The sequence below is a fragment of the Syntrophorhabdaceae bacterium genome, from assembly GCA_028713955.1.
In the GTDB taxonomy this organism is placed as follows: Bacteria; Desulfobacterota; Syntrophorhabdia; order Syntrophorhabdales; family Syntrophorhabdaceae; genus UBA5609.
On sequence record JAQTNJ010000075.1, the window covers coordinates 1 to 13317 of the forward strand.

The 13317-nt window shown below is 48.4% G+C and carries 14 protein-coding genes; 7 read left to right on the forward strand and 7 right to left on the reverse strand.

The window, feature by feature from the left end:
* From PHU49_08085 to serA, 7 genes are all read right to left on the reverse strand, one after another.
* On the reverse strand, positions 1-307 hold a 307-nt coding region (locus PHU49_08085; GenBank protein MDD5243961.1), incomplete at its 3' end, for an aminotransferase class I/II-fold pyridoxal phosphate-dependent enzyme.
* A gap of 1 nt (position 308) precedes the next feature.
* Positions 309-437, reverse strand: a complete 129-nt coding sequence (locus PHU49_08090; protein MDD5243962.1) for a hypothetical protein — start codon at positions 435-437, stop codon at positions 309-311.
* Positions 438-629: 192 nt separating this feature from the next.
* Positions 630-2003: a tRNA lysidine(34) synthetase TilS gene (tilS, locus tag PHU49_08095; protein ID MDD5243963.1), complete on the reverse strand. Its 1374-nt coding sequence runs from the start codon at positions 2001-2003 to the stop codon at positions 630-632.
* A gap of 328 nt (positions 2004-2331) precedes the next feature.
* Positions 2332-2553, reverse strand: a complete 222-nt coding sequence (locus PHU49_08100) for a zinc ribbon domain-containing protein (GenBank protein ID MDD5243964.1) — start codon at positions 2551-2553, stop codon at positions 2332-2334.
* Positions 2554-3459, reverse strand: a complete 906-nt coding sequence (locus PHU49_08105) for a hypothetical protein (GenBank protein ID MDD5243965.1) — start codon at positions 3457-3459, stop codon at positions 2554-2556.
* A complete protein-coding gene (ftsH, locus tag PHU49_08110) occupies positions 3425-5350 on the reverse strand; it encodes an ATP-dependent zinc metalloprotease FtsH (protein MDD5243966.1) in 1926 nt (641 codons plus the stop codon). Before ftsH ends, PHU49_08105 begins: the two co-directional genes overlap by 35 nt.
* Before the next feature lie 49 nt (positions 5351-5399).
* Positions 5400-7022: a phosphoglycerate dehydrogenase gene (serA, locus tag PHU49_08115; protein ID MDD5243967.1), complete on the reverse strand. Its 1623-nt coding sequence runs from the start codon at positions 7020-7022 to the stop codon at positions 5400-5402.
* Between the two features lie 163 nt (positions 7023-7185).
* Between serA and PHU49_08120 the strand changes: the two genes are divergently transcribed.
* The 7 genes from PHU49_08120 to argC form a co-directional block, all read left to right on the forward strand.
* Positions 7186-7875, forward strand: coding sequence for an isoprenylcysteine carboxylmethyltransferase family protein (locus tag PHU49_08120; protein ID MDD5243968.1), 690 nt, complete (start codon positions 7186-7188; stop codon positions 7873-7875).
* Positions 7876-8217: 342 nt separating this feature from the next.
* The gene (locus PHU49_08125; protein ID MDD5243969.1) at positions 8218-8472 is read left to right on the forward strand and encodes a hypothetical protein; all 255 of its coding nucleotides are present in this window, start codon (positions 8218-8220) and stop codon (positions 8470-8472) included.
* Positions 8465-9688, forward strand: a complete 1224-nt coding sequence (dinB, locus tag PHU49_08130) for a DNA polymerase IV (protein ID MDD5243970.1) — start codon at positions 8465-8467, stop codon at positions 9686-9688. The genes PHU49_08125 and dinB overlap by 8 nt, the downstream gene beginning before the upstream one ends.
* A 242-nt stretch (positions 9689-9930) precedes the next feature.
* Positions 9931-11640: a glycosyltransferase family 39 protein gene (locus PHU49_08135; GenBank protein ID MDD5243971.1), complete on the forward strand. Its 1710-nt coding sequence runs from the start codon at positions 9931-9933 to the stop codon at positions 11638-11640.
* A gap of 47 nt (positions 11641-11687) precedes the next feature.
* Positions 11688-12137 (forward strand): 50S ribosomal protein L13, encoded by a 450-nt coding sequence (gene rplM / locus PHU49_08140; protein MDD5243972.1) that lies wholly within the window; start codon positions 11688-11690, stop codon positions 12135-12137.
* Positions 12130-12522, forward strand: a complete 393-nt coding sequence (gene rpsI, locus PHU49_08145) for a 30S ribosomal protein S9 (GenBank protein MDD5243973.1) — start codon at positions 12130-12132, stop codon at positions 12520-12522. Before rplM ends, rpsI begins: the two co-directional genes overlap by 8 nt.
* A gap of 6 nt (positions 12523-12528) precedes the next feature.
* On the forward strand, positions 12529-13317 hold a 789-nt coding region (gene argC / locus PHU49_08150; GenBank protein ID MDD5243974.1), incomplete at its 3' end, for an N-acetyl-gamma-glutamyl-phosphate reductase.

The following is a 13317-nucleotide window of genomic DNA, read 5'->3' on the forward strand; positions in this document are numbered from 1 at the left end:
AGAGAGAGTGTTTCCCGCCGCAGGAAATGATTACCTCATCGCGCTTGAACTCGAGCCCGTTATCGCGCTTGAACTTTTCTATGACAGCATCTTTGAGCTGTTCCATCCCGGCAGCAGGCGTATATTTTGTGAAGCCTCCGTTGATGGCGTCTACGGCAGCCTTTTTGATGTGCTCGGGTGTATCAAAATCAGGTTCTCCTGCCCCGAACCCCGCAATGTCGATACCCTGTGCTTTCAGGGTCTTTTCTTTTGCTGATATGGCTAACGTTGGTGATGGCTTAAGTGATGCCGCTCTTTTTGATAGCATATTAAAACTCCTTTGGTTTAATGATGATCTCCCGTATCTTGATCTTGAAGAAATTGTTTGAAGAGTTTGCCTTTATCAGACACGCCGTTGTGTTTTCAGTATTCTCTTTGCCGGCTCTTTCGTGCAGCATAATCACTCATGGCCACTTTATAATTAATAAAAAAATAATATCCGATAATCAATGATCGAATGTCAATCGAAATATTAAAATACATTTTGAATTTTAAACATTCGAATTTGTTTAGTATTTAGATATTCGGATTTAGAATTTGCCAGGAGCCATGAGCTGTTGTTTGGCCGCTGATAGCTGAAAGCTAATCGCTTATAGCGGAGCGACCGTAACCCTCAATATCTCCCGCGTTGTTTCTGTAACCCTGTATCTGTTGTCGATCCTGTGACCGATGACCCATATGATGTCTTTATCGGAGAGGAGGAGAGGGATAAATCTCCTTTCCTCTTTGGGGATCTTGCTGGAGATGAAGAAATCTTTCAGTTTGACGGGGTTATCCATGCCGAGGGGAAAGAACCGGTCGCCCGTACGAAAAGTTCTGACAGAGATATTCCCGACCTTTTCCCTGTCGAAAAGGGCAATATCGTGATCCTGCAGCTTAATAGCGGATGTACTTTTTTGTGTCCCGATGTTCAGAGAGATATTGAAAGGTTCCAGGATATTTTTACCGGTCGTGACCTGAACCTGATCCGCTGTGGGTATGCGTAATGGTTTTTGCGTAAACACCATGGTTGTATAAACCTTTTTTACCTTCAGGTTATGAGGAAGGATAATGGTCAGGTTCGGTTTCTTTGCTCTCATGATCTTTTCTATCGAAAGGATATGTTTTCGCAATGGAATGAATCGTGGTTCTATGGAAGTGAGCGTATCGGACAAGACCCTGAACCTCGTCTCTTCATCCATATCAGCCAGCGTGTCTATGCTGAAGAGACTTTCTCTGTCGCGGTCCTGTTTCTTCTCCGCGAGAAACGTTTTTGATCGCTTATCGAAGATGCGATTAATCGCAGTCATGTCCTGAAGCAGTGAAAATATCTTTTCTTTCAGGGCAGGGTTCAACTTTTCCATGACCGGGATGACCTCTCTGCGGATGAAATTTCTCTCATAGATGATCTTTTCGTTTGAGGAATCAGCAACAAAGGGCACTGCATTTTGCCGTGCGTATTCTTCGATCTCTGACCTGTATGTAGAGAGGAATGGCCTTATGATGGCTCCCCGCCTGATAGGAATAGAGGATAGTCCCCGGATCCCCGTTCCCTTGATGATCCTCAGGAGAAAGGTTTCTACCTGGTCATCGAGGGTATGCGCAATTGCAATTTTATTGTAATGATATGTTTTCGCGATATCGTTGAAAAAGGCATACCGCAACTCTCTTCCGGCATGCTGCAATGATAGACCGGAGGAGGATGCGAACCCTTTCACATTAACCTTTTTGGTGTAAAGGGGGAGCGAAAAACGGCGGGCGAGATCCTTCACAAAATCTTCATCTCTCTCGGATTCCTCACCACGCAACGCGTGGTTTACATGAGCCAGGCCCAGCTTGAAGGGGATCTGCTGCGCGATCTTCAGCAGCACGAAGAGAAGAACTGTTGAATCTATGCCGCCTGATGCGCCGAGGAGTATATTGTCGCCTTCCTCGATGAGATCTTCCTTTGTTATGGTTTTTTTGACTTTGCCGACGAGGTTCATGCTATGCGGGTTTTACGAATTATCCCGATGATAGTATACCGTATTTCGTATATCGTATATCGAAAAACCCGTAAGTCGTGAAGCGTTAGGCGAGAACAACCGTAATTCGTAATTCGTGAGACGTAATTGGAAAAGCACAAAGTGCGAGGAGCGAAGTGACGTAGCGACCTTAAGATATAATCCATATTTCACCTTTCACAGGGTTCATCCAATTACGAATTACGATTCACGAATTACGAGAGCCTTTCACCGTTCACTATTCACTGCCTTTCGCAATGAGCGTGCTTGCGAGGGACATCCCGACACCGTATTGATCCCTCCCAAGGGATTATGAACAGCTCGAACAGTTTGAGGAGCCGCAAGTTGCACAGGAAGAGCCTGTGCCCGATGAAGATGACTTGAATTTGTAGCCAACAGAAAATCCGAAGGATGACATCTTCCTGACCGGGTTTTTTGAACCGCAGGCAGGACATTCAGGCTCATCGTTTTTGAAGACCAGCATTTCAAAATCCTTGCCGCACTTGTCACAGGTAAATTCGTATATAGGCATTCAGTATCCCCTCCTTGCGCTTTCTTTTTTCTTCTTGATCTCTCCCGTGAGATCGGTTAACAGTTTCTGCAGAGTTCCTCTGTAAGGTTTTTTTATTGTATCGTCTATATCCATGGAGAGTGCGCTTTCAGCAAACATCATAGCCTTCGTAAACATATTCTTAAAGTAAAAATTAAACGCTGATGCATACTGATATAAAAATAATGCTTCCCTGTTTTTGTTGTCAAGTCGTGTAATTCTATGAAACAACTTCCGCGCAAGGTCATAATATTCGCTTTCGAGATAACTGCGGGCTGCGTTGAAGTACAGGAGCAGCTTTCCGTCTGAATACATAACCATGAGAAGTTCCTTAAAACCCTTCTTGCCGTATATCCTGACAAGTGATTTTTCATTTTCGAAGATGAAGCGCGGCAGCAGGTAGTTGCTGCGGTATGCGATGATAAGGTCCTTGAGCTGTTCAACGAGTTCATTGAGGAGTGACCTGGTTTCCTTGAGGCCTTCTCTGAGCCTTATCTCAGCCTTTTTGATCAGAATGCTGATATCGTGGACGATCCTCTTTTCCTTCTCGGTGAGTTCCTGGACGGCGATGTCATAATGCGGTTTATAGTACTCAAGCTGGTAAAGGTTTTCCCTTATCTTCATTGCTTCGTGAAATATATAACCAACAGTTATATCATATAATTTTTCCTTATAACTCGCGTCATCCGAGTTTCGATAAAGCTCATGGCACATCTCCTTGAGGCGGTAAAGACAGCTTTTTCCCCTGTCGTCGACAAAATCCTCAATGCTTGTGAAGCCAAGCTGTCCGGCCTTAAAGAGCCCCCTGCATTCCATGCATTTTTCGTATACACAGATCGATTCTTTTACAAGGTCAATCTGTTTTTTCTCCAGGTTCGTTGGTTTCATTCGTTTCCCCGTTTTCTTTCAGCAGTCTCCTCAGTTCTTCTCCATCGATCGATTCTTTATCGAGCAGCGTCCGGGCGACCTTTTCCAGGGACGCCCTTTTTTCAGTAAGAAGGGTCCTTACCCTGATATAAGACTCTTCGATAATCCTCTTTACTTCCGCATCGATGTCCTTTGCGGTCGCTTCGCTGTAATCCTTCCCTCCCAAGGATGGACTGATATCGAGAAAAAGCGGTCTCCGTTCCTTTTCAAATGTCATATGACCCAGCTTTTCGCTCATCCCGTATTCTTTTACCATTGATTTTGCGATATCCGTTGCCCGTGCGAGGTCGTTCTGAGCCCCTGTCGAGATCTCTTCGAAGACTATCTCCTCTGCCACCCTTCCACCGAGGAGAACGCAGAGGCGGTCAAGGAGCTCCTGCCGGGTCATGAGATACCTGTCTTCCGTGGGAAGCTGCAGGGTATAACCAAGGGCGGCAATACCTCGCGGTATGATCGAGATTTTATGGACAGGGTCTGTTGTTTCGAGGAATTCAGCCATCAGGGCGTGGCCTGTCTCATGGTAGGCAACGATCTCCTTCTCACGCTTGCTCATAACCCTTTTCTTTTTTTCAAGCCCTGCCACTACCCTGTCGATGGCCTCTTCGAATTCCTCCATGCTCACCGAGGTCCTGCCTTTCCGTGCTGAAAGGAGCGCCGCTTCATTGACCAGATTCGCAAGATCTGCGCCCACGAACCCGGGAGTACGTGCGGCTATGACCTTCAGGTCGATATTCTTGGCCATTTTTACGTCACGGATGTGTACCTTCAGTATCTCTTCCCTGCCTTTGATGTCAGGTCTGTCCACAAGGACATGCCGGTCAAACCTCCCTGGACGCAGGAGCGCGGGGTCAAGGATCTCCGGTCTGTTTGTCGCCCCCACAATGATGACACCGGCCTTGGTATCGAAACCATCCATCTCCGCAAGGAGCTGATTGAGTGTCTGTTCCCGTTCATCGTGAGATGAAAGAGGATTCATGCCCCGTGCCTTTCCGAGGGCATCAAGCTCGTCGATGAAGATGATACAGGGTGATTTCTCCTGTGCCTGCGCAAAGAGGTCCCTGACGCGTGAAGCGCCGACGCCCACGAACATCTCAACGAAATCCGATCCGCTCATGCTGAAGAAAGGCACCTTTGCCTCACCGGCAACGGCCTTGGCGAGAAGGGTCTTGCCGGTCCCCGGGGGTCCGACGAGAAGAATCCCTTTTGGGATCTTGCCGCCTATATCAAGGAATTTTTGCGGGTAATCAAGGTACTCAATGATCTCTTTGAGCTCCTCTTTTGCTTCATCGACCCCCGCCACATCGTCGAAGGTGATCTTGATCTCATCCTCACCGTATATCTTGCCCCTGCTTTTACCGAAATTGAGAATACCCGACGGAGCTCCGCCCATTTTTTTCATGAGCAGGTTCCAGATGAGTATGATAATGGCAAAAGGAAGCACCCAGGCAATGATCGCCTTTATGAACTTGTTTTCATATTGACCGGTGAACTTGATATTGTTTTTTTGAAGATCCTTCACGAGGTCCGGGTCCTCCACCCTGCTTGTGAGGAATTTTGTTTTTTTCCCGTCCTCAAGGGTGAGAGTGCCCTGTATCGTTTCGGTATCGATGACGAGGTCGCTTATCTTCCCTCTGGTTATCAGTTCTTTAAATTCGCTGTACTGGACAGTCTTTACCTCTGTTTTGAAGAAGTAGCTGTTGATAGCGACGATGGCAATAAAAGCGATGATGAAATAGAGGAGGGTGAACCCTTTTGTCTTTTTCCCCTTATCTTTGTTCTCCCCTTTTATCTCGAGAAAGATGTTCTTGCTTTTGCCTCTTTCCTTATTTGTCTTACTTCTTGTCTTTCGCATAGTTACAGTGTATCAAAATTTGGTCTCTTTGGAAATATGTTTTTAATTGTTACAGGTCAATGGCCTTTGCTTCGATCATCCCGTCTATTCTCAGTATCTCATCGAGTACTTTTTGTCCGATGGGGTCATCGACAGAGACGAAGGCGACCTCTTCGCCGGTTTTCTGACGGGACAAGCCGAATCCTGCGATATTGATATGGTGGTCTCCGAGGATTGTAGCTACCTTACCTATGATCCCCGGACGGTCAAAGATCCTGAAATGGAGAAAATTTCCTTCAGGTACGACGTCTAAGTGGAACCTGTCGAGAAGGACTATCCTTCCCAGTTTGTCGGGGAAGACGGTACCTGCAATGCTTGTTTCTTCCCTGTCTGTCTTGATAACGAAGATTATGAGATCGTTGAATTTATCAAACTGATCGGTTTTCGATTCCTCGACAACGATATTCCTGTCTTTCGCGATGTATGGCGCATTGATATGGGTGACGGATTCTTTCAGGCTCACTTCCAGGAAGCCTTTCAGGCCGGCGATAGTGAAGGGCTGATAGCTGAAGGGGACATCGAATTTCCGTTCACAGAGATCTTCTTCAAAATTTTTCCCGATCATGACGATGGCGATCTTCTCGGGTCTCCCCTTGGTGATCTGGGCAGCGAGCTTTCCCATCTTTTCCGTCAGGTTGAAGTAGAGCTGCATGTGCTCGGGGAGCTGGGATATTATAAAGGGGATATTGACGGCGTTGAGGTACGGACGGCCGTGGAGGGCGTTGAGGACCTGCTCGGAAACGATGACAGAGACCGCCTCCTGTCCTTCCATTGTATTCGCCCCTATGTGCGGTGTGGCAAAGGCGTTTTCGAGTTCGAGGAGTTTGTTGCTTTCAGGGGGTTCTTTTTCGAAGACGTCCACACCGGCCGCAAAGACTTTACCGGATTTCAGGGCCTCATAGAGATCATTCTCATTAACGATCCCGCCCCTTGCGCAATTGACGAAGATGACATTATCTCTCATGAGGGAGATCTCGTTTGCCGTGATCATGTTTTTCGTGGTGTTTGTCAGCGGCGTGTGGAACGTTATGACATCAACCTCCTTCAGGAGGTCTCCGAGGTTCTCGTAGAGTGTTACCCCGAGGGAATCTGCTTTACTTTTCTTAATGTATGGGTCGTAGGCGATCACCTTCATACCGAAGCTTTTTGCCCTGATGGCAACGTTGCTGCCTATCCTGCCCAGCCCCACAATACCCAGGGTCTTGTTGTAGAGTTCTATACCGAGAAAACGTTTTCTGTCCCATTTTCCTGCCTTCAGCGAGTCGTTTGCTAGGGGGATCTTACGGGCTGCGGCGAGCATGATCCCGAGGGTCAGCTCTGTTGCTGCGAGGGTATTGCCTGTCGGCGCGTTGAGCACGATAATGCCTTTTTTGCTTGCAGCTTCGATGTTGATATTGTCAACGCCGACACCCGCCCTGCCGATGATCTTCAGCTTCCCGGGGTTTTCAATGAGGCTTGCAGAGACGCTTGTGCCGCTCCTTGTAATGATCGCGTCGTATTGACCGAGGATCTTTTTCAATTCATCCTGTTTGATGCCGATCTTTATGTCTACCCCGACGGTGGGGTCCTGTCTCAGGATGTCGATACCTTCCGGGGCAACGTTTTCCGTGATGAGCACTTTGAATCTTTTCATGGAACACCTTCCGCCTTGTAGTTACTTGCAAAGTCCTGAGGCGTAACCTCTCAGTATCTGACAAGAATAGCATTGAGCGCCGCAAAAAGCAATATGCGGAGAAATTCCTTGACTGGAACAGCTCAATTCAATAGAGTAATATCGAACTATAATGACAGAGAGCATGAAAGACAAGAGGCATCCCTTTCTGAACAGGAGTAACCTGCGGGATATTACGATAATCGTTGCCCTTATCTCTTCGCTTGTCTACAATCTCGATGTCGTCAGGCTCCTTATCTCGTTTCTGTTGCTGAGTTTCGGCTGTTTCTTCCATTATGTGACGAAAGGCGTCCTGATCCGCAATGTTGTCCTTTGTAAGGATGGCACCTATAGTGTCGTCAGGCACCCTTACTATATGGCGAACTATCTTATTGATTCCGCTTTCTGTCTCTTAAGCGGGAATGTCTATCTGCTGCTTGTGTATCCTTTCCTCTTTTATTGGTCCTACGGGCCGACGATCCGGAAAGAGGAGAGCGTCCTTGCCGGGATCCATGGAGAAGAGTTTCTGAGATACAGCCTGGATGTGCCGCAGATCTTTCCCGACGCCTTCTCCATCAAAAGCTGGCGGGCGATCATCAACGGGTTTTCCAAACACCGGATAACCGCGAACGAGATCTCGCGATTTGCCAGATTCTGGGCAACAGCCCTCTTTATCATCTTTATCCATGTTGTAAAGGAAGATTATTTGGCAAGATTGAACCTCGTTTCACTGAAGACCGACTACGGCAGTCTAACGTTATTATTGCTGGTCATTGTCCTCATGATGATCAGCTTCGTCGTCCGCTCCAAGAAAAAGACGCCGGATACCGAATAGTATAAAGGCAGTGAATAGTCGATAGTCGTTAGTAGATAGCAGACAAAAAAGCAGGTTAAGGTTAAGGTTAAGGTTAAGCAAACCCAAGGGATGAGATTGCCACGCCCTGCGGGCTCGCAATGACACCGCACTCTTCCTGTGCCGTACAGTTTTTCTCCCTTTACGAATTACGACTCACGATTCACGGGTTTCATCGCCGAACGCCGGCGACCCGCAAGCGGGTACCCCGACGCCGAGCGTTTTCCTGAGAATCTCGATATACGAAATACGAACGACGATATACGAAATACGGTCTGTATTTGATATTTGTTGACACCAAACGTATGTTTGGTATAATACGACATGCTTACCAGGATAGGTGAAAGGGTGATGGTCGGGGTCGTCTTCCGCAAGGAAGGGCAGAAGATGGAACTCAAGTGGTTTTTCTGGAAGGGGAGGAGACTGGAGATAAAAAAGACCACCTATATGTGGCGCGAGAGGGACGGCAATGAGTTGATACACAGGTTTGTGGTCACTGACGGGCAGGATCTTTATGAGCTCTCATACCGGCAGGGAAGGTTGATGTGGTTTCTTGAGGCGGTGGAGACAGATGGATAGGATTGTCATGTATGTCGATATGGATGCCTATTTTGCCTCTGTTGAACAGGCGTCGAGGCCGCACCTCCGCGGGAGACCCGTCGCGGTAGTGGGGAGCGGCAAGAGAACGGTGATCGTGGCATCTTCCTACGAGGCGAAGAGGTTAGGGGTGAAAACGGGAATGACAAAGGGAGAGGCCGTAAGGAAGCTCCCGTCCATTGTCTTTGTGGAAGGGAGGAACGATAAATACGTGGACACCTGCGTAAGGATACACGAGATCCTTTTACGGTATACCCCCGAGGTGGAGATCTGTTCCATCGATGAGTTCTTTGTGGACCTCACCGGTTCCCTCCTCCTTTTCCCCTTGCCTGCGGATGTCGCTTTGGCGGTGAAGAGGGAGATAGGTGAACAATTCGGCATCACCTGTTCCGTCGGGATCGCGCCCAATAAACTTGTTGCAAAGATAGCCGGCGAACGCGGCAAGCCTGATGGGCTGGTAGTCGTAGGAAAGGAAGAGACAGAGCGCTTCATGGAGGACCTCCCGGTGGAAAGCATACCCGGTATCGGCAGAAAGACAGGGGTGGCGTTAAAGACTCTCGGGATAACGGTCTGCAGGGAGCTCAGGGATTTTCCCGTCAGTATATTAAGGAGGAGATTCGGGATATGGGGTGATTATCTCTCCATCATGGCGCGGGGGATAGACCCCTTCCGGGCTCAGGCCCCCGGAGACTTGCCGAAATCGATAGGGCACAGTATGACCTTCGAAAAGGATATCGGGGACAGGATGATGATCAGGGCCCGTTTGCTTGAGCTTTCAGAGATGGTGGCAAGAAGGTTAAGGAAAGAAAAGGTCGTTGCAAAAGGCTTCTCTCTTACCTGGAGATACCCTGATTTTACGACCTTTACAAAGAGGATAACACTCCCTTTCTATACACCCGGCAACAGGATAATATACGAGACTGTCACGGCATTGATCGATTCTGTCCGGTTGAAAGACGCCGTGAGGCTCCTTGGCGTCTCTGCCTTTAATGTCCGGAGATTCACGGCAAGCCCTCCTTTAATCGAGGGATTTGACAGGGAAGAACGACTCTGGAAGGCCGTCGACGATGTCAACGACACCTTTGGAGAACATTCTCTATATCCGGCAACGATGCTTCTCTGCGCACGACACCACTGGGTCATTTCTCCGGCGTACAGACCGGGCAAATATCAATACCCAATAACCAAGCATCAATAACCAATTAACATTCAATAACCAATGACCGAATACCCAAATGACCGAATACCCAAACGGGAAGCAACGCGAAAGGTCCTTGTTTGGTGATTGAATAATTGAATATTGGTGGTTAATTGGAGCTTGGTTATTGGTGATTGGTTATTCTCCTCTGTTTTTTCCTTGACGGTTGCATTGACCTGTTACTATATTTTCACGTGCTTCCATCCAATCGCCCTGGTGAGTGGACATCCCGTGACCGGCTCATGCTGATCATCCTTGTTATCCTGAGTTGTATCCTTTTGTTCCCGGGTCTGTCCATACGATCGCTGTGGGGGTCTGAAGGGCGCTGGGCAGTGGTTGCCAGGGAGATGATACAATCAGGTAATTATTTTCTCCCCACGATCAATGGCGAGGTCTATTTTGACAAACCGCTTTTCAGTTACTGGGCCATTATCCCCTTTGCCCTGAAAGGTGGTGTTACTGAGACTGCAGCCCGTATGCCGGGTGTTCTGGCGGGTATTATGACGATCGTCCTTGTTTTTGTGATGGGCAGGGCACTTTTCGGAAGCGCCGCCGGTTTCCTGGCGGGTATGACCCTCCTTACCTCTTTTATGTTTATCTTCTGGACGAGGACTGCCTCAGGTGAGATATTCAATCTCCTGGGGATCTGGTGTATGCTGTGGATCTTTCTGTCCGGTGGTTACGCCGGGCGCCGTGGGTATCTTGTCATGCTCTATTGTGTCGGCGCCCTGGTTGCCTTTTGCAAAGGTCCTGTTGCGCCCGCGGTAGCCTTCCTGGTTATGGTTGTTACCGGTGCCTTCAATATCTTTGCTGAGCTTAAAAAGGAAGGGCTCGCGAGGGGTAGGATCAGAACGAGTTTCCTCTTTGAATTTCGCTGGATACTGTCCCGGCAAGGTATTGTGGGGGTATGTGCCGGCGCTGTGTTGTTTGCGGTTATCCTTTTCCTCCCCGTCATGGCAACAGGTTCCTGGGACTCTGTGATGTTGATGTGGAGAGAGAATGTCCTTAGATTTGTCAGACCCTTTGACCACATCGAACCTCCCTATGCCTACGTGAAGCATACGCTGGTCTTTTTCCTCCCCTGGACCCTTCTTCTCATTGCTTCAGTATGGCAGATGCATGGCAAGGAATATGACCGGCAGTACCGCTGGATTATCATATCGGCAGCGACAATATTTCTGTTCTTTACAATATCAGGTTCCAGGAGAAGCTACTATATACTGCCGCTTGTGCCTGCCCTTGCCCTTATTACGGGGCGGGCCCTCTCGCAATGGTTCGGCAACAACGGGCTGATCCGGAAGAGGGCCATGCAGGCAGCAGCCGGGATTACCGGTATCGTCCCTGTCCTTGGCGGCGCCGCGATGATCTATGCCTATTTCCAGGGTGATATGCCCAGGCATGTTTCGCAGTTGATCGTCGGCCCCGCGGCCTTTGCGGGAGGCGTAACAACGGTTGTATGGCTATGGAAGGGGAAATTCCGGCATGGTATGGGATTGCTTCTTATACTGATCTGGTGTGTTGAGATATGGACCTTTACGGTTGGTATGGCCATTGCCGAGCAGAAGAGGACATTACGTCCCTTTTGCGCCGCCGTTGTCAAGGAATTAAAGGGGGTGGATGACAGCGACATAGCCTTTTTCAAGGTCAGGAATTCGTCCCTTGTTTTCTACCTGAACCGCCCCGGGTATCTGAAAAACCTCAATTCAGTCGAAGACGCGAATGTTTTTTTAAAAAGCCATCCGGAGGGTTTCATCATAACTGACGGGATATTTCTGGAACAATTAAGGGAAGCCCTTGGACCCGCGGAGGTCTCCATTGTGCGCATCGAGGATAAGAAAAGGAAAGGCGACAGAGAGAATAACTTTGTATTATTGGCATTGAAAGATAACGGTGGATCTAACGGCAATGACGAAAGCCCTGATGAAGACAGGACGTTTGAAAGTTTTCCTTGACTTAAACCCCTAAATATATTATCGTAAACAAATTTTTTCCAGGTGAGATAATGAAGACATATTTTCCGAAAGCAGATGACGTTACAAGAGACTGGTATGTAGTGAACGCAGAGGGGGAAGCCCTCGGCAGACTTGCGGCAAGGGTTGCAAGTATTCTCAGAGGCAAAGAGAAACCGACATTCACACCATACATGGATGTGGGAGATTTTATCGTTGTGATCAATGCCGAAAAGATAAAGCTTACCGGCAGAAAGCTTTTCCAGAAAACATACAACCAACACAGCGGCTACCCGGGTGGTCTCAAAGTGGTGAATGCGAAGACACTGCTTGAAAAGAAACCGGAAGAGCTCATCATCTATGCCGTGAAAGGCATGCTGCCCAAGAACAATCTGGGGAGACAGCTATTAAAGAAGCTCAAGGTGTACAAGGGAAGTGAACACCCTCACAAAGCGCAAATGCCCAGAGAGATTATATTGAAGGAGGTACGAGGTGCCTGAAAAAAGGTACTATGCAACAGGGAAACGAAAAACCGCAGTAGCAAGGGTATGGTTAAAACAAGGTGCAGGCGAGTTTATCATCAACGGAAAAAAACTTGAAGAGTATTTTCCACTCGAAGAATGGCGGTTGATGGTCGCAAAGCCTTTTGTACTCACCGGTAATATCGGCAAATTCGACGTTACCGCGAACATATATGGCGGCGGTATTCCTGCCCAGGCATGGGCATTGGGCCATGGGATTGCCAAGGCCCTGTTGGAATTCAACGTTAATCTCAGGGTCACCCTTAAAAAACAGGGACTCATTACCAGGGATCCGAGGGTGAAAGAGAGAAAGAAATACGGGAAGAAGGCGGCAAGGGCAAGCTTCCAGTTCTCAAAGAGATAATCCTTCATGCAGAAGATTGGTATTGTTGGCGCTACGGGATATACAGGTCTTGTACTTATATCCACGCTCCTCGCCCATCCTGATGCAAAGATTACCTTAATCACATCAAACACTTATAAGGGCAAAAAGATATCCGGGGTGTTTCCTCTCCTTAAGGGGGTCTTCGAAGAGACATTGGAACCGACCGACGGGGACCATGCCGGCAAGTGTGATGTCTACTTCCTGTGCCTGCCCCATGGGAGCTCGATGGAAATGGCACGGAGGCTTTACGATGGCAAGGCGATAATCGTTGACCTCAGCGCTGATTTCCGGTTTGAAGACACCGCTGTTTATGAAAAGGCTTACATCCCTCACGTTGCCAAGGAACTGATCCCGAAAGCGGTCTATGGATTGCCTGAACTTTACCGGGACAGGATAAAGGGGGCAAGGCTTATAGGCAACCCCGGTTGTTATCCCACCTCCGCCATCCTCGCGGTCTATCCCCTGTTGAAGAACAGTTTGATCACCGGCGATATCTTTATCGATTCCAAATCCGGCGTGAGCGGAGCCGGACGGGAAACCAGGCCGGGGAGCATGTTCTGTGAGGTATCGGAAGGTTTCAGGGCATATAATGTCGGTGTCCACCGCCATGAACCGGAGATCCAGAAAGAGGTGAACAAGTTTGCCTTGATGAAGGTCACCTTTGTTCCCCATCTTTTGCCGATGAGCAGGGGTATTCTTACAACGGTCTATGGCAGGCTGAAAGAACATTCCGCAACAAAGGACATTCTCGCGTTGTACAGGAAAACCTATGCC